Annotated in this window: 24 protein-coding genes; 9 read left to right on the top strand and 15 right to left on the bottom strand. The window is 62.3% G+C overall.

Annotated features, from left to right (window positions below; all coding sequences use genetic code 11):
• Window positions 1–17 precede the first annotated feature (17 nt).
• Window positions 18–677, top strand: coding sequence for a glutathione S-transferase family protein (locus tag AC1D17_RS19445; protein WP_477566975.1), 660 nt, complete (start codon window positions 18–20; stop codon window positions 675–677).
• A gap of 193 nt (window positions 678–870) precedes the next feature.
• On the opposite strand, the gene AC1D17_RS19440 is transcribed toward AC1D17_RS19445, so the two are convergent.
• The 3 genes from AC1D17_RS19440 to AC1D17_RS19430 all read right to left on the bottom strand — a co-directional run bounded on the left by AC1D17_RS19440 (window position 871) and on the right by AC1D17_RS19430 (window position 4,683).
• Window positions 871–2,205: a sensor histidine kinase gene (locus AC1D17_RS19440; protein ID WP_477566974.1), complete on the bottom strand. Its 1,335-nt coding sequence runs from the start codon at window positions 2,203–2,205 to the stop codon at window positions 871–873.
• A 26-nt stretch (window positions 2,206–2,231) separates the two neighbouring features.
• Window positions 2,232–2,894: a response regulator transcription factor gene (locus AC1D17_RS19435; RefSeq protein WP_477566990.1), complete on the bottom strand. Its 663-nt coding sequence runs from the start codon at window positions 2,892–2,894 to the stop codon at window positions 2,232–2,234.
• Window positions 2,895–3,039: 145 nt separating this feature from the next.
• Entirely contained in the window at window positions 3,040–4,683 is a 1,644-nt protein-coding gene (locus AC1D17_RS19430) for a phosphoethanolamine transferase (RefSeq protein ID WP_477566973.1), read from the bottom strand.
• A gap of 257 nt (window positions 4,684–4,940) precedes the next feature.
• On the opposite strand from AC1D17_RS19430, the gene AC1D17_RS19425 reads away from it, so the two are divergent.
• The 4 genes from AC1D17_RS19425 to AC1D17_RS19410 all read left to right on the top strand — a co-directional run bounded on the left by AC1D17_RS19425 (window position 4,941) and on the right by AC1D17_RS19410 (window position 9,317).
• Window positions 4,941–5,102 (top strand): hypothetical protein, encoded by a 162-nt coding sequence (locus AC1D17_RS19425; protein WP_477566972.1) that lies wholly within the window; start codon window positions 4,941–4,943, stop codon window positions 5,100–5,102.
• 112 nt (window positions 5,103–5,214) lie between these two features.
• Entirely contained in the window at window positions 5,215–5,985 is a 771-nt protein-coding gene (locus tag AC1D17_RS19420; RefSeq protein ID WP_477566971.1) for an SDR family oxidoreductase, read from the top strand.
• A gap of 600 nt (window positions 5,986–6,585) precedes the next feature.
• Window positions 6,586–7,533 carry a glutathione synthase gene (gene gshB, locus AC1D17_RS19415; RefSeq protein WP_477566970.1) on the top strand — a complete coding sequence of 316 codons (948 nt, stop codon included), beginning with the start codon at window positions 6,586–6,588 and terminating at the stop codon, window positions 7,531–7,533.
• Window positions 7,534–7,784: 251 nt separating this feature from the next.
• Window positions 7,785–9,317, top strand: a complete 1,533-nt coding sequence (locus AC1D17_RS19410) for a YifB family Mg chelatase-like AAA ATPase (protein WP_477566969.1) — start codon at window positions 7,785–7,787, stop codon at window positions 9,315–9,317.
• 67 nt (window positions 9,318–9,384) lie between these two features.
• Here the strand turns inward: AC1D17_RS19410 and cysK are convergent, their stop codons facing one another.
• Both cysK and AC1D17_RS19400 read right to left on the bottom strand, forming a co-directional pair.
• A complete protein-coding gene (cysK, locus tag AC1D17_RS19405) occupies window positions 9,385–10,353 on the bottom strand; it encodes a cysteine synthase A (RefSeq protein ID WP_477566968.1) in 969 nt (322 codons plus the stop codon).
• Between the two features lie 132 nt (window positions 10,354–10,485).
• Window positions 10,486–11,103 (bottom strand): LysE family translocator, encoded by a 618-nt coding sequence (locus AC1D17_RS19400; protein WP_477566967.1) that lies wholly within the window; start codon window positions 11,101–11,103, stop codon window positions 10,486–10,488.
• Window positions 11,104–11,259: 156 nt separating this feature from the next.
• On the opposite strand from AC1D17_RS19400, the gene AC1D17_RS19395 reads away from it, so the two are divergent.
• Window positions 11,260–11,892, top strand: coding sequence for a LysE family translocator (locus AC1D17_RS19395; RefSeq protein ID WP_477566966.1), 633 nt, complete (start codon window positions 11,260–11,262; stop codon window positions 11,890–11,892).
• Between the two features lie 36 nt (window positions 11,893–11,928).
• The gene (locus tag AC1D17_RS19390; RefSeq protein ID WP_477566965.1) at window positions 11,929–12,486 is read left to right on the top strand and encodes a cysteine hydrolase family protein; all 558 of its coding nucleotides are present in this window, start codon (window positions 11,929–11,931) and stop codon (window positions 12,484–12,486) included.
• Between the two features lie 2 nt (window positions 12,487–12,488).
• Here AC1D17_RS19390 and AC1D17_RS19385 read toward each other — a convergent pair whose 3' ends face one another.
• Both AC1D17_RS19385 and AC1D17_RS19380 read right to left on the bottom strand, forming a co-directional pair.
• Window positions 12,489–12,794: an NIPSNAP family protein gene (locus AC1D17_RS19385; RefSeq protein ID WP_477566964.1), complete on the bottom strand. Its 306-nt coding sequence runs from the start codon at window positions 12,792–12,794 to the stop codon at window positions 12,489–12,491.
• A 20-nt stretch (window positions 12,795–12,814) separates the two neighbouring features.
• Entirely contained in the window at window positions 12,815–13,711 is an 897-nt protein-coding gene (locus AC1D17_RS19380; protein WP_477566963.1) for a DMT family transporter, read from the bottom strand.
• A gap of 134 nt (window positions 13,712–13,845) precedes the next feature.
• On the opposite strand from AC1D17_RS19380, the gene AC1D17_RS19375 reads away from it, so the two are divergent.
• A complete protein-coding gene (locus AC1D17_RS19375) occupies window positions 13,846–14,292 on the top strand; it encodes an Lrp/AsnC family transcriptional regulator (protein WP_264220864.1) in 447 nt (148 codons plus the stop codon).
• 3 nt (window positions 14,293–14,295) lie between these two features.
• Here the strand turns inward: AC1D17_RS19375 and AC1D17_RS19370 are convergent, their stop codons facing one another.
• Window positions 14,296–15,195, bottom strand: a complete 900-nt coding sequence (locus AC1D17_RS19370) for a GNAT family N-acetyltransferase (RefSeq protein ID WP_477566962.1) — start codon at window positions 15,193–15,195, stop codon at window positions 14,296–14,298.
• Window positions 15,196–15,666: a dUTP diphosphatase gene (gene dut, locus AC1D17_RS19365; RefSeq protein ID WP_477566961.1), complete on the bottom strand. Its 471-nt coding sequence runs from the start codon at window positions 15,664–15,666 to the stop codon at window positions 15,196–15,198. It lies immediately after the preceding gene.
• A 96-nt stretch (window positions 15,667–15,762) separates the two neighbouring features.
• On the opposite strand from dut, the gene AC1D17_RS19360 reads away from it, so the two are divergent.
• Window positions 15,763–17,346: a peptide chain release factor 3 gene (locus AC1D17_RS19360; RefSeq protein ID WP_477566960.1), complete on the top strand. Its 1,584-nt coding sequence runs from the start codon at window positions 15,763–15,765 to the stop codon at window positions 17,344–17,346.
• 25 nt (window positions 17,347–17,371) lie between these two features.
• Here AC1D17_RS19360 and AC1D17_RS19355 read toward each other — a convergent pair whose 3' ends face one another.
• The 6 genes from AC1D17_RS19355 to AC1D17_RS19330 form a co-directional block, all read right to left on the bottom strand.
• Entirely contained in the window at window positions 17,372–18,235 is an 864-nt protein-coding gene (locus tag AC1D17_RS19355) for a DUF2182 domain-containing protein (RefSeq protein ID WP_477566959.1), read from the bottom strand.
• A 42-nt stretch (window positions 18,236–18,277) separates the two neighbouring features.
• A complete protein-coding gene (locus tag AC1D17_RS19350; protein WP_477566958.1) occupies window positions 18,278–18,913 on the bottom strand; it encodes a DUF1326 domain-containing protein in 636 nt (211 codons plus the stop codon).
• A 112-nt stretch (window positions 18,914–19,025) separates the two neighbouring features.
• Entirely contained in the window at window positions 19,026–19,700 is a 675-nt protein-coding gene (locus AC1D17_RS19345) for an HAD family hydrolase (RefSeq protein ID WP_264220870.1), read from the bottom strand.
• A gap of 164 nt (window positions 19,701–19,864) precedes the next feature.
• Window positions 19,865–20,476, bottom strand: a complete 612-nt coding sequence (locus tag AC1D17_RS19340) for a LysE family translocator (protein ID WP_477566957.1) — start codon at window positions 20,474–20,476, stop codon at window positions 19,865–19,867.
• A 77-nt stretch (window positions 20,477–20,553) separates the two neighbouring features.
• Window positions 20,554–21,348 (bottom strand): AraC family transcriptional regulator, encoded by a 795-nt coding sequence (locus AC1D17_RS19335; RefSeq protein WP_477566956.1) that lies wholly within the window; start codon window positions 21,346–21,348, stop codon window positions 20,554–20,556.
• A 14-nt stretch (window positions 21,349–21,362) separates the two neighbouring features.
• A complete protein-coding gene (locus tag AC1D17_RS19330) occupies window positions 21,363–21,767 on the bottom strand; it encodes a GFA family protein (RefSeq protein WP_477566955.1) in 405 nt (134 codons plus the stop codon).
• Between the last annotated feature and the right edge of the window lie 31 nt (window positions 21,768–21,798).

Raw genomic sequence — 21,798 nt, 5'->3', positions numbered from 1 at the left:
AGTTTTTGGAGGATATGATGAAACCGCAACTCTTCGCCCACCCGTTTTCGTCCTACTGCCAGAAGGTGCTCGTCGCGATCTACGAAAACGGCACGCCGTTCGAACTGCGCATGCTCGGACAAGACACGCCGGAGATCGTCACGGAGTGGTGCGCGCTCTGGCCGATGAAACGCATGCCGGTGCTGAAGGACGGCGAAACCGCGGTGATGGAGGCAACCATCATCATCGAATATCTGATGCTGAACTACCCCGGCAGCGTCCGCCTGATCCCTGACGATCCGCAGGCTGCGCTGCGCACCCGGATGATGGACCGCTTCTTCGACAATTATGTCATGACGCCGATGCAGAAGGTGGTGTTCAACCAGATCCGCCCGGAAGCTGATCGCGATCCCTATGGCGTCACCGAGGCGAAAGCGATGCTGGACGATGCCTATGCCTGGCTCGACGGCGTGGTGGCTAAGACCGAATGGGCCGCCGGCGACACGTTCAGCCTTGCCGATTGCGCGGCCTGCCCGTCATTGTTCTATGCCGACTGGGTGCACCCGATCGCAGAAACCTTCCCCAATGTCCGCGCCTACCGCGCCCGCCTTCTCGCCCGCCCGTCCTTCGCCCGCGCCGTCGACGAAGGCCGCCCGTACCGCTCATTCTTTCCGCTGGGAGCACCGGACAGGGATTGAGAGTTCGCGGGTTGTCCCTCGCTACGCCCGGCCCCTCACCCTCTCCCCGCACGCGGGGTGAGGGAACGCCAGAGTTTGCCGCTCGTCCCTTCTCCCCGCAGTCGGGGAGCAGGTGCCCGACAGGACGGATGAGAGGCCTGTAGCGACGGCTCCCTTTTCTCCCCGTCGGGCAAGAAAAATCGCGCCTCACCCTTCACCCGGCTGCATCCACCTGGCCGAACCGCAGCACCACCTCGAACCCGTCGTGGCGCCCCGTCGCCGGGGACAAGACCTCGAATCCGGCATTCATCTGCTGCAACAGCCGCTCGGCGATCGACAGGCCGAGCCCGGAGCCCGGGGACGCCGTCGCACCCCGCCCGAAGCGCTTGCGGATCGCCGCCAGTTCATCCGGGGAAAGAGCCGCCGCGCCGTTGACGATGCGCACCACGCCGCCCGTTTCCAGCCGGACATTCACCGGCTCCTGTCTGCTGCCATGCAACAGGGCATTCTCGATCAGGTTGCGCAGAACGATCGCAAACGCGTCTTCGTTATAGCTGCCGTTCAGGCTCGCGCCCGCTTCCCGGTGAAAGCGCAGCCGCCGGGATACCGGATCGCTCCGCTCAAAATCGGCCACCACCAATTCCAGAACACGGGCGAGATCGGCATTTCCAGAGCCGGCACCGATCCCGGCTTCGGCCCGTGCCAGCTGCAGCAGTTTTTCCGCCGTGTGGCCAAGATTGATCAGCGAGGTTTCGATCTGCTGCGCCCGCCGCTTCCCCGGGCCATCCAGTTCGGCAATCAGCATCTGCGTCTGCGCCAGCGCGCCGGCAATCGGGGTGCGCAGTTCGTGGGCGCTGTTGGCGGTGAATTCGCGCTCCGCATCGAAAGCCGATTGCAGCCGCGTCAGCAGATGGTTGACCGAGCGGGCGATCGGCAAGAGCTCACGCGGCAGCATGCGGGATGGCACCGGCGCCATGTTGCCGCCGTCCTTTTCCTCGATCGCCCGGCGCAGGTCATCGACCGGCGTAAGCGTCCGGCGCACGATCAGCCGTATCAGAAGCACGCTGACGGGGATCAGCACGAGCACAGGCAGGAACAGCGCCATGCCGCCTTCTGTCAGCGCCTCCGCCCGGTTTGCCAGGGCATCGGCCACCTGCACAAAAATCGTGTTGTGCTGCGTCGCGGCCGTGAAAAAGCGGTAGGTGTTGTCCGTCCAGTACCCGCGTTTCAGCGGTGCATCGAAAGGCACCTCCGGCGCGTCGTGGGACCGGAACAGGATCTCGCCTTTGGCATTGCGCACCTGATAGACGAGATATTCCTCGTCGCCGACATCTACCCCCTCGCGCAGCTGATGAGGATAGGCAGAAGCGCCTGTCCGCTGATTAAGATCGACGGCGACCAGAGGCACGAGACGCTCGGCCGTTTCCTGCAGCGAGCCGTCGAAGATTTCGCCGAACTCATCGTGCATGACGGAAACGCCAAGGCCGGCGGCGATCAGCCAGAAGGCCGTCGCTGCCCCCGTCAGCCAGAGGATCAGCCGCCGCGTCATGCTTTGCCCTGCAGGCTTTGCCCGCCTCACGCCTGGGCCCCGATCTTGTAGCCGACGCCGCGCACGGTGACGACGTGATCCCGCCCGAGCTTCTTGCGCAACCGGCTCACATAGACCTCGACGGTATTGCTCTCGATCTCCGAACCGAACGCATACAGCGCCTCCTCGATCTGCGCCTTGGAAATGATCGCGCCAGGCCGCGAAAGCAGCGTGTCGAGAACCGCCCATTCACGGCCCGAAAGGCCGACTTCCGTTTCACCGGCAAACACCCGCCGGTCGACCGGGCTGATCTTCAGCTCGCCGAAACGGATCACCGGTGAAATATTGCCGCCATAGCGGCGGATGACGGCGAGCATGCGCGCCGAGAGTTCGCCGAGGTCGAACGGCTTGACGAGATAGTCGTCKGCGCCACTGTTCAATCCCTCGATCCGGTCTGAAATCTGGTCATGAGCGGTGAGAATGATCACCGGCGTCGCGTTGCCGCCTGCCCGCAATTCCTTCAGAAGGCTGATGCCRCTGCCATCAGGCAGGCGAAGATCAAGCAGGATCAGACCGTAGGAGACGGTGCGCAGCGACATCCGCGCATCGTCGAGCGTCTGCATCCAGTCGACGGCATGATCGGCGGCCGCGATGTGATCGCGAACGGCCTCTCCCAGAATGTCATTGTCCTCGACGAGCAGAACGCGCAAGCCGCTGGTCCTTTTATCGGTCAGCTCTACCGGCATTCTTATTCCCTCTTTGGACTGCGCCGTCAAACGGCTTTGATGGCACGGCAACGGGCCCGCTGCCGGCAACGGGCAGCAGGCGTAGAATTCAGGGCTCCGCCCGGCGGCTTCAGGAAGCTGCGCGGGTCCGGCAGTCCGACAGGACGTCGAGCGCCGGATCGTAAACCTTGGTGGAGACGTTCATCATGCCGAGCACCGTATGAAACAGGTTATCGTGCGATTTCGGCTCGCCTGTCTTGCCGGCAAGACAGGCCTGGTCGATGCCGGCCTTGGCCTCGCTGCCCAGCCAGAGCAGGAAGGGAATATGGGTCTGCTGCGACGGCGCGATGAAATAGGGGGCGCCGTGCAGGTACAGCCCGTGCTCGCCCAGAGATTCGCCATGATCGGACATGTAGATCATCGACCCCGCCATCCTGTCCTCGCGGGCCTTCAGCATGTCGATCACCGCCGACAGCATATAGTCGGTGTACAGCACGGTGTTGTCATAGGCGTTGACAATCTCCTCGCGCGAACAGTTGCCCAGGTCGGGCGTCCGGCAGTCCGGCGTGAAGCGCCGGAAGGCATCGGGATAACGCAGGAAATAGGCCGGCCCATGACTGCCGATCTGATGCAGCACCAGCACGCTGTCGCCCTTGACGGCATCGAGCCACGCACCCAGCCGGTCGAGGTGGATGTCGTCCTGGCATTCGTGGTTGATGCAGAAACGGGGATCGTTGATATCCGAAAACGAGGTGTAGCCGATGCGGCTGGCAATCCCCTTGCTGCCGGTATTGTTGTCCCACCACTCCGACTTGATGCCGGCATGGCTCATCACATCGAGGACATTCTCGGTCGCCAGGCCCTTCTCATGCGTGTAGCTGCTGCGGGTATAGACCGAGAACATGCACGGCAGCGAAACCGCGGTGGCCGTACCGCAGCTCGATGTGTCGGTGAAATAGTCGACATCGCGGGCGGCAAGCTGCGGGTTGGTGTCGCGGCCATAGCCATTCAGCGAGAAATTTTCCGCCCGCGCCGTCTCCCCCGCAACGATGATTGTAACACGCGGCTTACCGGATACCGTCGGCGCGGCGACATGCGCATCCGTTCCGAGTGGCTGGACAACAAGGTCCTTCTCAGCCCCGCTGGCCATGGCATAGCGCACCGCGTTGACGATCGGCGCGACGGGGTTCAGCGTTGCCATGAGATCGCGATGGCCGCGGGTTGTCGCCGCAAGGGTGCGAACATTGGCAACGCCCACCGAAATGAAAACCGCAAGGCACGACAGAACCAGCGCGGTATTCCACTTGAACTTCTGGGGAAACGGCCGGTGCTCGATGCGCACCAGCGCAATCAGCAAGGACGGTACAACGCCAAACACGGCCATATGTGTGAGGAAGCCTGAAGTCAGGAGATGCCCGGCCTCGGAGCCGGTCGTCTCGGCGGCATTGCGGATCATGTCGACGTCGATGATCGTGCCGAAGTAATCCATGAACCGGGAAGTCGCGGCAGCGCACATTATCAAGAGAATGAACAACGGCTTGGTGAGATATTTCACCGAAACGGCAACGCAGATTGCCGAAAACAGGGCAAAAAGGCCGATACCAAGCAGAACCAGCGCGAAACTCGGCGCGCCGAGATAGTCGATGGCCTTGCTCCAGAATGTCCGGTTGGTCACGAAAACGAGGTAAAATGCCACGATCACGCTCAGCCAGGCGCTGCCGATGACGGGACGCTTCAGGCGCGCGGCGATCGTGGAAAAGGCATCGAGTGACACCGGTGGTCTCCTGCGGAATATCGGTCGATGGAGACGGCCACAGGCCATAAACGCGCAGACCCGGATTGCGAGCCGCAAGCCGTTGCAGCAGCGCCCGCAGCCGCCTCCATCCCGGATGTCTGGTCCGGTTTTCTGACAGGAACCTGAACGTGGAACGGAGGTCAATGCCCGCATGCCAGCCTAAGGCGGTTTTCCGGCGCGTTCAGCCACTTGTCAGCTTTGTTCCCCACAGTCCGGGCTACATTGGAGAATACTGTTTGAAAGCGCGCCGGATTCCTGTTGGATTGCTTTATATCGCCGCCCTCATCCTGATGGTCGTGATGATCCCGTTGATCCAGATCTCCAGCTCCCAGTCCTCGACGCTGATGCACCGGCAATCATCTGCAACGGCGCTGCGGATAGACCAGATGAAGCTCTGATACCAAGTCCCGTCACTCCCTACCGGTGACTGTCTTGCGTGCAGGAAACGGGTGGCGGCGCCCTGCCCTTGCTGCGATTGAACCTCCCGCAACACAAAGAGGAGCTTCGATCATGGACACCCTTTCCAACAAGACCGCTATCATCACCGGCGCCAGTTCCGGCATCGGCCGGGCAACGGCAAAACTGTTCGCCCGGGAAGGTGCAAACCTGATCGTTTCAAGCCGCCGCCGAACCGCCCTTGACGAATTGGTCGCCGAAATCGAGGCCGAAGGCGGCAGGGCCTTCGCCATCGAAGGCGACGTCCGCGACGAGACCCACGCCCGGTCTCTTGTTAAAGCTGCGACGGAAAAATTCGGCGGCCTCGACATCGCCTTCAACAATGCCGGCACCACCGGGGAAATGGCCCCGATCGCCGGTCTTTCGACAGCCGGCTGGCGGGAGACGATTGAAACCAATCTCACCAGCGCCTTCTTCGGCGCCAAGTATCAGGTGCCTGCCATGGCTGAACGCGGCGGCGGCTCGCTGATCTTCACCTCCAGCTTCGTTGGGCACACTGCCGGCATGCCGGGCATGAGTGCCTATGCCGCCGCCAAGGCGGGTTTGATCGGCTTCACCCAAGCCCTCGCTGCCGAACTCGGCCCCGGGGGTATCCGGGTCAACGCCATCCTGCCCGGCGGCACTGATACGCCGGCCAGCGTCACCAATGCGCCGGGCGCTGGACCGGAGGTCCTTGCCTTCGTCGAAGGCCTGCATGCACTGAAGCGGATAGCCAGGCCGGAGGAGATTGCCCGCTCCGTGCTTTACCTCGCATCGGATGCGTCGAGCTTCACCACCGGCACCGCCATGYTGGTCGACGGCGGCGTCTCGATCAACCGGACCTGAAAAAAATCATGCCCGCAAATCCCCGCCCCTCAAAACCGTGCCACACTCATCCCGTCCTGCCATCGGATACACCGGAAAGCGTTGCCGGCGAGGCGGGGCCGGTGCCTTCGGTCTGTGTTTGAAACGCAGGCGCGGCCGTTGGGGCCTGCAGAAAATGGTTTCCCTCTCGYCTGCAAAATGGCGGGGCGTGCCTGTGAGGCACACATGAGGACCGGCGACTGGCCTGCCGAAAGACAGGCCTTTCGTGGCGCCCCGGWAATTCCGGYAGCGCCACCCTGGAAAAGGCGCCGATCATCCGCGCAGAGAGACCGCAGTTGCAGGTAAAAACCACCGAGACGGGGCACATCGCGTGTCATTTACTACCAAACRCTTCGGCACACGATGTGCCCCGGCCGATCCTGCCCGCGCCCCGGCGCAAAAAGATCACCGCAGACCGTATGCCACGGGCGCAACGCGCCGCGTGAACGTTTTGTCGCGCCGGCAAGCGGGGAAGGCAATCGCATCAACCGTGTACTTGAGCGCTTGGAGTAGGCCTGCCCACCTTGTCTAAGCCTCCGCTGCCAACTACATGTGGCTGGGCTTTTCAACAGGAATCGACGCATGGCGAACATCAAGAACGTCGCGATCCAGATGGATCATGTCTCTGGGATCAATATCGCTGGCGATAGCACCTTCGCCATGAGCCTTGAGGCGCAGGCGCGCGGCTACAAGCTCTTCCACTATACGCCGCACCAGCTTTCGCTGCGCGACGGCAAGGTGATCGCCACTGTCCAGCCGATGACCCTGCGCGACGTCAAGGGCGACCACTACACGCTGGGCGATGCCGAACGCATTGATCTTTCGACCATGGATGTCGTGCTTCTCCGCCAGGACCCGCCCTTCGACATGGCCTATATCACCTCGACACATCTGCTCGAGCGCATCCACCCGAAAACGCTCGTCGTCAATGATCCTGCCTGGGTGCGAAACTCGCCGGAAAAGATCTTCGTCACCGAATTTCCCGACCTGATGCCGAAGACGCTGATCACCCGCGACCCGGCCGAGATCGCCAGCTTCCGCGCCGAGATGGGCGACATCATCCTGAAGCCGCTTTACGGCAATGGCGGCGCCGGCGTTTTCCATTCGACCCGCGACGACCGCAACCTGTCGTCGCTCTTGGAAATGTTCGGCCAGATGTTCCGCGAACCGTTTATCGCGCAGGAATATCTGCCGGCGGTGCGCAAGGGCGACAAGCGCATTCTCCTGGTCGATGGCGAGCCCGTCGGCGCGATCAACCGGGTACCTGCCGAACACGACGCCCGCTCCAACATGCATGCCGGCGGCACACCGATGCCGACGGAACTGACGGCGCGCGAACGCGAAATCTGCGCCCGCATCGGCCCGGCGCTGAAGGAACGCGGTTTCCTCTTCGTCGGCATTGACGTGATCGGCGACGTGATGACCGAGATCAACGTCACCTCTCCGACCGGCATCCGCGAAGTGAAGAAATTCGGCGGCGCCGACGTCGCCGCCCTGCTCTGGGACGCGATCGAACGCAAGCGCGCCTGATGACGGCTTGAGTAGACCGGGGCGGTCACACGCCCCGGCGCACCGGCTACAACCGTTTTCACCTTACTGATGTTCACCGTTGTTCCAGTCCGTTCGCAAATTGCAGCCACCCGCAACCTTTCCGATTGTGACTATCGTATCCGTTCGATAATTGTTCTTGTTTTATTCCGTTATTCATGCAAGATTTTCCACCACAACCAAGAAGTTGTGATGGCGGGCTATCGACCTGTCTCGCGGCAAGAGGGACAGTCATGGTCGCGCGTGTCAGTACGGTTGCATTCCAGGGTATAGAAGGGCTGCCTGTCGATGTTCAGGTGATGGTTGCACCGGKCAAGGTCGGCATGCATATCGTCGGCCTTCCCGACAAGGCTGTGGCCGAAAGCCGCGAGCGGGTCCAGGCGGCGTTGCATGCATCCGGCCTGTCGCTTCCCGCCAAAAAGGTCACCGTCAATCTTGCCCCGGCCGACCTTCCCAAGGAAGGCTCGCATTTCGACCTCCCGATTGCGCTCGGCCTCATGGCCGCACTTGGCGCCATTCCCGGTGATGCGCTGGATGGCTATGTGGTGATCGGCGAACTCAATCTCGATGGAACGATCGCCGCCGTTTCCGGCGCGCTTCCGGCCGCCATTGGGGCCAACGGGCTCGGCAAGGGCCTGATCTGCCCCTCCGATAGCGGCGCCGAGGCCGCCTGGGCGGGCTCACAGATCGACATTCTGGCGCCGCGCAGCCTGATTGCGCTTGCCAATCATTTTCGCGGCACGCAGGTGCTGTCCCGGCCCGAACCGGCCGTGCGCGCCAGCCCCGCCAACATGCCGGATCTTGCCGATATCAAGGGCCAGGAAAGCGCCAAGCGGGCGCTGGAAGTGGCGGCAGCCGGCAACCACAATCTGCTGATGGTCGGCCCTCCCGGCTCCGGCAAGTCGATGCTGGCCGCCCGCCTGCCTTCGATCCTGCCGCCGCTGTCACCACCCGAACTGCTCGAAGTCTCGATGATCCACTCGATCGCCGGACAGCTGGCGGGCGGCAAGCTGTCGGACCGGCGGCCGTTTCGCACGCCACACCATTCCGCCACCATGGCGGCGATGATCGGCGGGGGCCTGCGCGCCAAGCCGGGCGAGGCCTCTCTGGCGCATAATGGCGTGCTGTTCCTCGACGAGTTTCCGGAATTCACGCCGCAGGTGCTCGATGCGCTGCGCCAACCGCTGGAGACAGCCGAATGCATCATTGCCCGCGCCAACCACCGTGTCAGCTATCCGGCGGCGATCCAGCTGGTTGCCGCCATGAACCCCTGCCGTTGTGGCATGGCGGGAGAGCCCGGCCATAGCTGTGTGCGCGGTCCGCGCTGCGTCTCCGATTATCAGGGCCGCATTTCTGGCCCGCTGATGGACCGGATCGACATCCGCATCGATGTCCCTTCGGTCACCGCCGCCGACCTGATCCGCCCGGCCCCGGCCGAGCCGAGCGCCGCTGTCGCCCGCCGGGTGGCACGCGCCCGCGAAATCCAGGTGGACCGCTTCATCGCCTTCGGCATGCCGCACATCTCCTCCAATGCCCGCTGCTCCACGTCGATGATCGAGAAGATGGCCGAGCCGGATGCTGGAGGACTGCAATTGCTGCGCGATGCGGCGGAAAAGATGAAGTTTTCGGCGCGCGGCTATCACCGGGTGCTGAAGGTTGCGCGCACGCTCGCCGATCTCGATGAGAAGGCGACTGTCGGGCGCATCCATCTGGCCGAAGCGATTTCCTACCGGATCGCGGGCGAGCGGCTGACGGCTGCCGCATAGGTATGAACTGACAAGGCCGCCCCTTTCGGAGGCGGCCGTTCAAAGTTCAACAGGCCCGCAACGGCAATCAGCCGCCCAGCCCCTCGAACAGGGCCGTCGACAGATAGCGTTCGGCAAAGGACGGGATGATCACGACGATGGTCTTGCCTTCGTTTTCCGGACGCTGGCCGACCTTGATGGCAGCCGTCAGCGCCGCCCCCGAGGAGATGCCGACCGGTACGCCTTCGAGGCGTGCCACGTGACGGGCGGTCTCGATCGCCTCGGCGCTCGAAACGGTGACGACCTCGTCGTAGATCGTCGTATCGAGGATGGCAGGCGCAAAGCCGGCACCGATCCCTTGAATCTTGTGCGGGCCGGGAGCGCCGCCGGAGAGCACGGGGGATTCGGCCGGCTCGACGGCAATGACCTTGATCGAGGGCTTCCTGCCCTTCAGCACCTGGCCGGCGCCGGTGATCGTGCCGCCGGTACCGATGCCGGAAACGAGGATATCGACGCTGCCGTCGGTATCGTTCCAGATTTCCTCGGCCGTCGTCTTGCGGTGGATTTCCGGGTTGGCCGGATTTTCGAACTGCTGCGGGATGATGGCGTCGGGCAGCGTGGCGGCGAGTTCCTCCGCCTTGGCAATCGCGCCCTTCATGCCCTTCGGGCCCTCCGTCAGGACCAGTTCGGCACCGAGCAGCRCCAGCATCTTGCGGCGCTCGACCGACATGGTTTCCGGCATGGTGAGGATGAGCTTGTAACCCTTGGCGGCGGCGGCAAAGGCGAGCGCAATGCCGGTGTTGCCCGATGTCGGCTCGATCAGGGTTGTCCTGCCGGGAGCGATCTTGCCCTGGGCTTCCAGCGTTTCGATCATCGCGACGCCGATGCGGTCCTTGACGGAGGCGATCGGATTGAAGAATTCGAGCTTCGCCAGAAGGTTAGCCTTGACGCCCTTTTCCTTGGCCAGTTTGTCGAGGCGCACGATCGGCGTATCGCCGATGGTCTCGGTGATCGAGGAATAGACGCGGCCGCGGCCGGGCTTACGCTGTTCTGACATGGTGCTCTCCCTTTTTCATCAGTTGCAGGGAGAATAGGGGCAAAGCCATCGGCTTGCCAGAGTGTCATTCTCCAGCGCCCTGTCTCGGCTGGAAAAAACTGTTGCGGAACCGCCTGTTACAGAACGATTTTTTCAGACGGCACGGGTGGCGATATAGGCGGCGGTCGTTCCAATAATACCGGCCGCGATCCTGTTCAACGACTTCAACGCCCGCGGCTGCTTGAGAAGCAGCCGGGCACGTGAAGCCAGCAGGATATAGGGCACGAGCACCGCCATCAGCACCGCAAAAGTGGCGACAACGAGCACGGCATATTCGTCGAGCCCGATCATGTGCACATCGATCAGCGTCGGCACCAGCGCCACGTAGAACAACATGGTCTTCGGGTTGCCAAAGGTCACCAGTAGGCCGGACAGGAAAGACATGCCCAAGCTGGTGCTTTTCTTGGCCTGGATGTTCTGCGGCAACAGCCCGGCTGTCCACAGCTTGTAGGCGATGTAAACGAGGTACAGTGCGCCCGAAATCTTGATGACCATGAAAGTCGTGGTGAACGTCTGGGCGATAAAAGCGAGCCCCAGGATTACCCCCGTCAGGTAGACGATATCGCCAAGCGCAAGGCCAAGCCCCATGAAGAAGGTCTCGCGGAAGCCGGAACCAAGCGCACGCGCCACGATCGCCGTCATACCGGGTCCGGGGATCGCAGCAGCGATGAAAAGAGCGGTGCAGTAGGCAAAAAGCGTGGCGAGGCTCATCATCGGCTCCGTAGACGTGCGAAGGCAGTCTCTAGCCGGTTTTCCCAAGGCTGGCAATTTGTGCGGCATTGATCGAAAAGGATGTTGCCGCTAATGCAGTGCCGCAGCACATATCGAAACTGCCGCCTCGCGCGCCCCTAAACGGAGATGCCGTTCATGCCCGAAACAGCAAGCCTTGCAGCCTTCGCCCTTGTTGCGCTCGGCATGGTGCTGACGCCCGGTCCGAACATGATCTACCTGATTTCCCGCTCGCTCTGTCAGGGGCCGCTGGCGGGATTGATCTCGCTGATCGGCGTTGCGCTCGGCTTTCTCGTCTACATGCTGTCGGCGGCCTTCGGCATCACGGCCCTCTTGTTTGCCGTGCCTTATGCCTATGATGCCCTGCGGATCGCCGGCGCCGCATACCTTCTCTACCTCGCCTGGCAGGCGGTGCGTCCCGGTGGGCGATCGGCCTTCGAAGTCCGCAATCTGCCAAAGGATGCGCCCAAGCGCCTCTTCCTGATGGGCTTTGCCACCAGCGTGCTCAATCCGAAGATCGCCGTGCTCTATCTGTCACTGCTGCCGCAGTTCATCGACCCGGCACTGGGCCATGTCTTTGCGCAGTCGCTCATTTTCGGGACGATCCAGGTTGTCACCAGTGTCTCCGTCAATGCGCTTATCGTGCTGACGGCCGGCTCCATCGCCACCTTCCTCGCGGGCCGTCCGGCCTGGCTTTCCACGCAACGCTGGCTGATGGGCGGCGTGCTCGGCGCGCTTGCCCTGCGCATGGCCATGGAAAGCCGGCGCTGAGGCCCTTTCTTCTTCGAAACCACAACAGAGCATACCATGACCACAGCACTTCTTATCATCGACGTCCAGAACGCCGTCCTCGACGGCGAAGGCACGCCGGAACGCCAACCGGCCATCGATGCCGCACTCACCGAGACTGCCGGCCGCCTGCAGTCGATCCAGGCCCGCGCCCGTGCCGCGCATGTTCCAGTCATTTTCGTGCAGCACGACGGCGGCCCCGGCGATCCGCTGGCGCGCTCTTCCCATGGCTGGGGCCTGCGCCACGAGATCGCGCCGGTTCTTGGCGAGACGGTCATCCATAAGTCGAGCTGCGACAGCTTCTTTCAGACCAACCTTGAGGAAGAACTTGCGAAACTGTCGATCACTCATCTGGTCATTGGCGGCTGTCAAACGCAATTCTGCGTCGATACCACGGCGCGCCGCGCGGTCTCCTTGGGCTACGATGTCACCCTTTTGTCCGACGGACACACCACCGGCGACATGGGCGAGCTGACCTTTCCGCAGATCATCGCCCACCACAATCGCGTGCTTGGYGGTTTCAATGCCGGTGGACACGCGATCGAACTGCGCCGGTCGGACGAAATCACGTTCTGAATTTATTCGAAGACCGGCCGCATGAAGCTGCGCTCGTAGCTCACAATGCAGCGGGTCTTCTCAGCAAGCGCAAAGGCGGCGAGGCATTCGGCATCCTCAGCCATTTTCACGCGGTACTCTTCATAGGCCGCCAGGCTTGGAAAGCTGAAGAGGGCAAGCGCGATATTGTTCGTCCCCTCATGCGGCATGAAGTAGCCGTGATGCGTGCCGCCCAGGCGGTTGACCAGCGGAATCCAGAGCTTGGCGTATTCCTCGAATTCGGCAAGCTTGTAGGGATCGATCGTATAGCGAAGATAACAGGTGATCATTTAAGCCTCCATGGACGAACTCAGCCCGCCTGATGCCGCACAAGGCGGGGCCATGTCCAGCCGAATGTCATGCCGGCAGCCGCAATCAGGATCGCAGCCGAACCGAGAAGCTGCACAGGCTGCAGCTGATGCCCGAAGGCGATGCGGTCAACGGCAAGTGCGGCAACCGGATAGATGAAGGAGAGCGCGCCGGTCAGATGGGTGGGCAGCTTCTGGATCGCACTGTAGAGCAGAATGTACATCAGCCCCGTGTGGATCACGCCCATCGCAACCAGCAGCGCCCATTGATACGGCTCGTTCGGCAGGCCGGAGGTTGCGGCAAACGGTGTAAGCATGATGAGGCCGGCTATGACCTGGATGAGCGCGATCAGATGCGGCGGGGTTCCCTTCAGCCGCTTGGCCACCAGCGCGGCCAGTGCGTAAAAGAACGCAGCTGCCAAAGCCATGGCAATCCCCGTCAGGTAGTCGCTGCCTGCAAAACCGCCGGAAGGCTTTGCCTGGACGATCGCCACCATGCCGGCAAACGCAACCGCGAGCCAGCCGAGCTTTGTGGCGGTGATCTTTTCCCTGAAAACCAGGCCGCCGATTGCCAGAAGCATGAAGGGCTGGGTGTTGTAGACCATGGTGGCGATCGAGATCGACGAACGCGAATAGGCGCCGAACAAAAGCAGCCAATTGACGACGATGGCGACACCACCGAGGACGGCAAGTCCGAACAGGCGCCATGTCAGGATGCTGGTACGGAAATGGCCGAGCATGGCGCAGATCGCCAGCAGCGTCAGCGCGCCGAACAGGCAGCGCCAGAGCACCACATCGATCACCGGCTGGCCGGACATCAGCACGAACCAGCCGATCGTGCCCGAAATCAGCATCGCCGCAGTCATTTCGATACTGCCGGTTCTGATATCCTTTTCCATCGCATCCACTCCGTTGAACGAAGCGGAAGATTATGATGCGGCGGCGGCGGAATATATGGATTTCAGAAGGCGTTTCCCGCATAATGCCTTATCATAAGAGGCGTACTCTCAATTTCGCCTTACAGGAGTTTCCGATGCTTGACGATCTCGACCGGCGCCTGCTCGACATCCTCTCCCTCAACGCGCGTATCTCGCTGAAGGAACTGGCGCAGGAGGCGGGCCTGTCCTCGCCCAGCACGGCCGACCGGCTGCGGCGGCTGGAGGATCGTGGCGTGATCACCGGCTTTACCGTTTCGATCAATCCGGTCGCACTGGGCTATGCGCTGCAGGCGATCGTGCGCGTTCGCCCGATGCCCGGGATGCTGCATATCGTCGAAAAGATGATCCAGGAGACCCCGGAATTCGTCGAATGCGACAAGGTGACGGGTGACGACTGTTTCATCGCCAAGCTTCTGGTCCGCGACATGGAGCAGCTGGACGCGATCCTCGACCGCATTGCCGAACGATCCCAGACCAATACGTCGATCGTCAAATCGTCGCCGGTGAAGCGCCGGCTGCCGCCACTTGATAGTGGAAAATAAGCGTCAGAACTCGGCCAGTGGCGACAGCATCACGGGACCGGACAAACGAGAGGCAGCGTCTCCCTGAACCATCAGGCAGATATCGGACTCAAATGATTCAGGGGTGCCCTGCCAGCCCAATTTATCCGGCGGAAAGCAAACCTCGACGCGATCAGGGCGTTGATCGAGTACAGGGAGAATGGCGGCGAGCGGCGGGATCGATTTGCCGGCAATATCGAGAAGCTGAAAGGATGCTTCGTCGCTCTTCCACGCAACCACCGCCTCGAACCGATCGAGATAGGCGAGCTCGATGTCAGGATCAAAGAAACTGTTGAGCAAGAACATTTCCGCCTGCGCTGCGACCGCGAAAACAGAGGAAACAGGCGTTCTCTCACGCAAAATCTGCCGGATCAGAGCGATGTCAGCCGCATTTTCCACCGACAATACGTGCGCTGCTCCGGCATGCGTCGTTTCCACCGGCGGTGGAGGCCCGAGGAACCGCTGCTGCGGCAGGATCTTAAAACCATAGGGCTCATACATTGCCGGCTTGTCCGTCAGGAGAATACCGAGGTCAAATCCCTGTTCGTCACACCAGCCGAACGCGCGGTTCATCAGATCCCGATAAAGCCCACGGCCCCGCCATTGCGGGCGCACCGCGCCCGACTGGAAACCGGCCGCCCTTACCAAGCGGCCATCGATCATCATCGGCATGGAGAAGGCGCTGAAATTGGCGGCGCAAACGCCGTTTTCATCGAAATAGCCAAACGGCATGCTCGTCGGATCCGGCCCGCCGAAGCGATCCTGAATGCCGACATCGATACCGAAGGTATCCTCAAGCAACGCCACCAGCGCCGCCCAGGCTGCCGGATCGCCAAAATAATTCTGACGGAATGTCAGCCCGTGGCTGTCGGCAGCGGCGGCCACTTAAACGCCGGTGGAACCGAAGCCGCCGGCACCGCGTGCCGTTTCGCTGGCATCTAAGGATTCGCGGATGGAAACCTGCGTGACCGGGGCGATCACCATCTGGGCGATGCGCATGCCGCGCTCGATGACGAAATCCTCGTCGCCGAGGTTGATCAGCAAGACTTTCACTTCGCCGCGATAGTCGCTGTCGATCGTGCCGGGCGTATTGAGGCAGGTGATGCCGTGCTTGAAGGCAAGGCCGGAACGCGGGCGGATCTGCGCTTCGTAACCCACGGGAACCTCGAAGATGAACCCGGTCGGCACCAGCGCCCGCTTGCCCGGGCCAAGGAACAATGGTCGGTCCGCCTCGACGGCGGCGCGAAGGTCCATACCGGCCGCACCTGCGGTCTCATAGGACGGCAAATCGATGCCTTCGCCGTTTGGCAGGCGAACGAGGCTGAGGTTTGGGAGTGTCTGCGATTGTTGGGTCATGCTCCTCCTTAGCAATTCCGGCCGCGGCGCAGTCAATGCGAATTGCAAGTTATCCACGGCTCCGCTACATACGCGGCAATTCACAGGATTCACATCATGGCCGAAAGTATCGCCGAGGCGGTTTCCCGCCGCCGCACCTTTGCTATTATCGCACACCCGGACGCCGGTAAAACGACGCTGACGGAAAAGCTGCTGCTGTTCGGCGGCGCCATCCAGCTCGCCGGTGAAGTCAAGGCGAAAAAGGACCGTATCCAGACGCGCTCCGACTGGATGAAGATCGAGCGCGAACGCGGCATCTCCGTCGTCACCTCGGTGATGACCTTCGAATACCACGGCAATGTCTTCAACATTCTCGACACGCCCGGTCACGAAGACTTCGCCGACGATACCTATCGCACGCTGACCGCCGTCGATGCGGCCGTCATGGTCATCGATGCCGCCAAGGGTATCGAGCCGCGGACGCTGAAGCTGTTCGAAGTCTGCCGCATGCGCGACATTCCGATCATCACCTTCATCAACAAGATGGACCGCGAAAGCCGCGACCCATTCGAAATCCTCGATGAGGTCGAGGAAAAGCTGGCGCTCGATTGTGCGCCGGTGACCTGGCCGATCGGCCGGTCAAAGACGTTCTGCGGTTCCTATCACCTCGCCGACAACACCGTGCGCGGCGCCGATACGCAGGAAATCCTCACCAAGGTCAACGGCCCCGAAATGGCGGCACACCGTTTGCCTGAAAACGAGCGCGACGCCTTTATCGACGAAACCTCGCTCGCCATCGAGGCCTGCAAGCCTTTCGACAGGAAGGCTTTCCTCGAAGGCCATCTGACGCCCGTCTTCTTCGGTTCGGCGCTCAGGAATTTCGGCGTGCGCGACCTGATCAACGCGCTCGGCGACATCGCGCCGCCGCCGCGCGACCAGGTGGCCGATATCCGCACCGTGCAGGCGACCGACGACAAGATGACGGCCTTCGTCTTCAAGATCCAGGCCAACATGGACCCGAACCATCGCGACCGCATCGCCTTTGCCCGCGTCTGCTCCGGCAAGCTGGAGCGCGGCATGAAGGCGCGGCTGGCGCGCACCGGCAAGCAGCTTGGGTTGACGGCGCCGCAGTTCTTCTTTGCCTCGCAGCGTCAGCTGGCCGATACGGCCTATGCAGGCGACGTGGTCGGTATCCCCAACCATGGCACGCTCAGGATCGGCGACACGCTGACCGAAGGTGAACAGCTGGTGTTCCAGGGCGTGCCGAACTTCTCGCCGGAAATCCTGCGCCGCGTGCGCCTGGAAGATGCCATGAAGGCGAAGAAGCTGAAGGAAGCCCTGCAGCAGATGGCCGAAGAAGGCGTCGTGCAGCTGTTCTCGCCCGAAGACGGCTCGCCCGCCATCGTCGGTGTCGTCGGCGCACTGCAGCTCGACGTTCTGAAGGAACGGCTGCAATCGGAATACGGCCTTCCGGTTTCGTTCGATGTCGCCCGCTTTTCCGTTTGCCGCTGGATTTCAGCCGACCTGCCGGCGGACCTCGATAAGTTCATCACGGCACGGCGCGGCGACATCGCCCGCGATCTCGACGGCGACCCGGTGTTTTTGGCGCAGGACTCGTTCTCGCTGCGTTATGAAGCCGAACGGTATCCGGCTATCAAGATGATCGCCATCAAGGAGTATCACGTCGCCAAGGCGGCGTGATATTTACTGCCTTCGTCCCCTTCCATCAGACAAGGCCGCGGACGGCCAGCCACACGCCCGCCGCAACGAGGATGACGCCGGCGGCTTGCGAGAGCCGTTGCCCGCCGGGCATGACTTTCTCGGCAAGGACGAAGATCGCGAGCGCGGCGATCCAAAGAATGTTCATGATCCCGCCGACGAACAGAAGCGCCATCAGCGGCCAGCAGCAACCGATGCAATACAGGCCGTGGCGCAGCCCCATCCTGAAAGCGCCCCAGGGATCGCGGCGAAATCCGCCCTCGCTCTGGATAAAGGCAAGCGGTGCGCGGCATTTGCTGAGGCAAGCCTGCTTGAGCGGCGTCCACTGATAGACGCCGGCAAACAGGAGCAGCAACCCGCTGAACAGGTTGTTTACACTTTCCAGCATCGGTGTCAGCAACAGGGTGCGTTCGAGCAGCCATTGCCCGAAGGTTGCCGTCAGCGAAAACAGCAGCCAGGCTGCGACATAGCCGCTGCCAAAGATACCGGTGGCCGCAAACGGTGCGCCCTGGCTTGCGGCGTGCCGGCCGACCCGCGCGTAGAGCAGGATCATCGGCGCGGCCGACGGAAGCATCATGCCGACCATCATCACCGACCACATCGTAAAAACGAGAAATGCCTCGCCGGGGCTCCACGCGTGCGGGGAAAGCACGGCCTCGGTCATGCCTGGCATTTCCGGCCCGGGCATGTCCATTCCGGGCATGTTCATCGCAGACATGCCGTCCATGCCTTCCATCGGCTGTTTGCCGGCTGCCGTCATGCCGCCCAGCGACAATAGATAGAGCCAGGCAAGCAGGGTGATGACTGCCAGGCTAACGGTTATGATGATCCGGTCCCGCCTGAGCAGGGTGTCGAGCGTGATGCCGGCCATAGCCTCGATCCTTGAACATGATGCCGAAAAGTGTCGGGGCCGCTAGTGGACGACACCGGTCCCGGTCATGTGCAGGCGGGCAAAATGGGCGTGCGAATCCTTGGTGGAGAGAGCAATCGGCCCTTTGGTCTCTGCCCATCCACGTCCGGCCTCGCACACATCATACTCGAACCCATGCGGCAGGTTGATGCGAGCTCGGTGTTCTTCGCCGGTAACGGGATTGCGGATCGGTTCGCCGCGCGCTTCGATCCAGCCGGGAATGTCGATCTTGGCCGTGCGCCCGTCCATATCCCAATCGAAATCGATCCGTGTGAAGACCGGCTCATGCACCGTATCGAATGTGGTGGCGAACACGGCGAAGAAGGTCGCGCCCGGCTCGGTGTCCAGTCCGCTCATAATGCGCAGCAAGGCATCGCGCTGTGCTGGCGTTGCCCGTTCGTCGACGATCGGAACGCACTGGCCATGGCCTTCATGGATGGGGCCCGGCCATGACACGATCATGCCGATGCGCAACCCGTCGAGCCGCGTCTCACCGTGAAAACCGTCCTCGACCTCGATGACGCCGATCGCGTGGCATTTGCCCTGGGTGGGAAGTGCATTGAATTGGCAGGGACACCCATAGGCGCAGTTGCAATGTATGAATTCACGCCCCTGAAGCTTCCATCTGACGCTGTTCATTTCATCCTCCATTGAACGGTGGAATGCGTCTGTCGCCGGAATTTCATGTAGCGCTAATTAAATACCTGCACCTCTGGCTTGTCCAGCGGCCCCGCCGTTTCGGCACGGTTGATCAGCGGCGATCCGTCAGCGTGAGATCGCCGTTTTCATCGACCGAGACTTCGATGCCGATATAGCCCGGGATCGTCGGATGCGATGTTTCAAACGGATGGGTGTGGGTGGCGGTAATGACCATCACGTCCGAGCCTGCCGATTCCCCGGCGATCACGCCAGCCGCAACGTCTTCGAAGACGAGGCAATCCTTGGCATCGAAGCCGACCCGCTTGGCGCCGAGCAGGTAGCATTCCGGGCTCGGCTTGCCGCGCGAGACGTCCTCGGCGATGACGATGAATTTCGGTTCCGGCAGGCCGGCAGCGGCGATGCGGACCTTGGCCAGCTCGCGCGGCGACGACGTGACGATCGCCCAGCGCTCCGGCGGCAGGCTTTTCAGGAATTCGATGGCGCCCGGCAGCGGCTTCACGCCGTCGACATCCTCGATCTCGCCCTGGCAGATCAGTGCCGATTCCGCTTCAGGATCGACGCCCGGCAGGCCGAGCTGGCGGATCGTATCGACGCCGCGCTTGCCATGCATGGTCGGCAGGAAGGTCGCGACATCGAGGCCGTGGCTTTCAGCCCATTTTCCCCACACCCGTTCGGCGGCCTCGATGGAACTCAGGAGCGTTCCGTCCATATCGAACAGGAAGGCGGAGTATTTCTTGCCGAATACCGGCGAGGACGCTGAAGACACGAGGCAGGCTCCTTTGAAGGTCTGGTGAAGGTCTGGCGATCCGCATGTCTTTCGACCGCGCGGAATACCCCGTTCGAATAGGGGGATTTTCCCCTGAGATCAAACAGATATCGCCCTTGCCGTGTCGCGGATGCGCTTTCCTGTCCGGCTACGCCATGCCGGCCTCACCGTGCCGACAGCGCCAGCCGCAGCCCCATCAGCCCGAAGGCGCCGGCAAAGCCGCGCCGCAGCCATGTGGTCACGCCCGGCCGTGAGATGACGTAGCGCCGCGCCGCTGCGGCAAAGACGCCATAGAACACGAAGACGATGAAAGTCAGCACCATGAAAACCGCGGCGAGCCATAGCATGGACAGGGTCGGCGACGGCGTGCCATCCGGCACGAATTGCGGCAGGAAAGCCAGGAAGAACAGCGACAGCTTCGGGTTGAGGCTGTTGAGCAGGATGGCCGTGCCGATAATCTTGCCTGCCCGCATGGGTCGGGCTTCTTGTGCAACCTGCAGACTGCCGGCGTCGCGCAGCACGCTCCAGGCCATGTAGAGCAGATAGGCGGCGCCGAGATATTTGATCACTTGAAAAGCCATGGCGCTGGTGTGCAAAAGGGCCGCCAGCCCGGCAACACTGGCAACGATATGCGGAAGGATGCCAAGCGTGCAGCCGAATGCGGCGAGAACGCTGGCCCGGCCGCCGGAATTGAGGCCCGTTGCCAGCGTATAGAGCACGCCGGTGCCGGGCAGAAGGATGACGACAATGGATGTCAGCAGATATTCGAGGGTCACGACGCACTCCGTTCGACAGGGAAAACCGGAGAAAAGCGGATCACCGGCCCTTCGGTCTTGAACGAAATTGCAGCGCTTCAGTTATGAGCGCGCGCGTAGGCGCCCGGCGTGATGCCGTAGGCGCGAACGAAAGCCCGGGTCATGTGGCTCTGATCGGCAAACCCGCTGGCAAAAGCGGCGTCGGCGAGCGGCGCCCCCTTGGCGATCATCCGGCGAACGGCGCCGATGCGGCGCTGGATCAGATAGGCATGCGGTGTCATGCCGGTCGCCTCCGAGAAGGCGCGCACCACCTGAAAGCGGCTGAGCCCGCTTGCGGCGGCAAGGTCGGCCAGGGTCGTGGCGGCGGCCGGATCGTCATCCAGCAGGGTTTTCGCCCGGGTGATGGACGCTGGCACGAAACGGAAGGCCTTTGGGCGGTCCATCAGCGATGCCACCAGCTGCAGGAAGCCGGTTTCCGGCGCCAGCGTTTCGCGCATCTGCGTCATCGCCGTGTAGACCGCCAGGAGACGTCGGGCAGCATGGCTGTCACTCATCACCGGCTGTGAGAACACAAAGTCGTCCGGCCTGCCTTCGCCGATGTCCAGAACCGCGCGCGCAATCAGGCCTGGATCGAAATAGAGCATCCGCCAGGAGCGCCCCTCCCCGCCAATCGGATGGCCGTCGTGCACTTCGCCGGGATTGACCGTGATCATGTCGCCGGGACCGGCCTCGACCGGACCGCGGCCGCTTGCGGATTTCTGCGCCCCACGGATGATCACGCCGATGCCGAACTGGTCATGGGTATGGCGGCCGAAACTGTGCGCCGTGTCCGCCTCAACGGCCTCGACACCCTCGATTGCGCATTGCCGCATCCGGAACTGGCCGGTCTTCATCCGTCAAACGCTCCTCAGTCCCGTTCCCGGCCCGGCAGCGCATCGCGCTCGCCAAACCAGTTTACCGCCGACGAACACCAGATCTGGTGGCTCGGCGCAAGCGCGCGGCGCTGGCGGATATTGCCCCAACGGATACCGATCTCTTCGGCGTCCTCATCGGTCCCGGTCGTATAGATCGGCGAGCCGCAATCACCACAGAACATCTGGAAACGCGTCCGGCCGTTGTCGCCGGTCTTCGTATAGGTTTTCGGCTCACCCGCCGTGATGCGGAAATCGGCTTTCGGAACGGACACCGTGACCCGATAAACCGAACCTGTCATGTGCTGGCAATCGGTGCAGTGGCAAATACCGACCTTGTCGGGATCGATCTCCGCCTCATACCGGATCGCGCCGCAATGGCAGTATCCATCAATGTGCATGTCCGCTCCTCCTGTACAGGACGAACCTAGC

It is taken from the genome of Pararhizobium sp. P1_E7 (assembly GCF_056405855.1).
This window is presented reverse-complemented; position numbering and strand designations above follow the sequence as displayed.

Coding starts and splice junctions, on each gene's coding strand:
- AC1D17_RS19445 (WP_477566975.1), top strand. CDS start 18: ATGAAACCGCAACTCTTCGCCCACCCGTTTTCGTCCTACTGCCAGAAG.
- AC1D17_RS19440 (WP_477566974.1), bottom strand. CDS start 2,205: ATGACGCGGCGGCTGATCCTCTGGCTGACGGGGGCAGCGACGGCCTTC.
- gshB (WP_477566970.1), top strand. CDS start 6,586: ATGGCGAACATCAAGAACGTCGCGATCCAGATGGATCATGTCTCTGGG.
- AC1D17_RS19400 (WP_477566967.1), bottom strand. CDS start 11,103: ATGAGCCTCGCCACGCTTTTTGCCTACTGCACCGCTCTTTTCATCGCT.
- AC1D17_RS19395 (WP_477566966.1), top strand. CDS start 11,260: ATGCCCGAAACAGCAAGCCTTGCAGCCTTCGCCCTTGTTGCGCTCGGC.
- AC1D17_RS19385 (WP_477566964.1), bottom strand. CDS start 12,794: ATGATCACCTGTTATCTTCGCTATACGATCGATCCCTACAAGCTTGCC.
- AC1D17_RS19380 (WP_477566963.1), bottom strand. CDS start 13,711: ATGGAAAAGGATATCAGAACCGGCAGTATCGAAATGACTGCGGCGATG.
- AC1D17_RS19375 (WP_264220864.1), top strand. CDS start 13,846: ATGCTTGACGATCTCGACCGGCGCCTGCTCGACATCCTCTCCCTCAAC.
- dut (WP_477566961.1), bottom strand. CDS start 15,666: ATGACCCAACAATCGCAGACACTCCCAAACCTCAGCCTCGTTCGCCTG.
- AC1D17_RS19360 (WP_477566960.1), top strand. CDS start 15,763: ATGGCCGAAAGTATCGCCGAGGCGGTTTCCCGCCGCCGCACCTTTGCT.
- AC1D17_RS19355 (WP_477566959.1), bottom strand. CDS start 18,235: ATGGCCGGCATCACGCTCGACACCCTGCTCAGGCGGGACCGGATCATC.
- AC1D17_RS19350 (WP_477566958.1), bottom strand. CDS start 18,913: ATGAACAGCGTCAGATGGAAGCTTCAGGGGCGTGAATTCATACATTGC.
- AC1D17_RS19335 (WP_477566956.1), bottom strand. CDS start 21,348: ATGAAGACCGGCCAGTTCCGGATGCGGCAATGCGCAATCGAGGGTGTC.
- AC1D17_RS19330 (WP_477566955.1), bottom strand. CDS start 21,767: ATGCACATTGATGGATACTGCCATTGCGGCGCGATCCGGTATGAGGCG.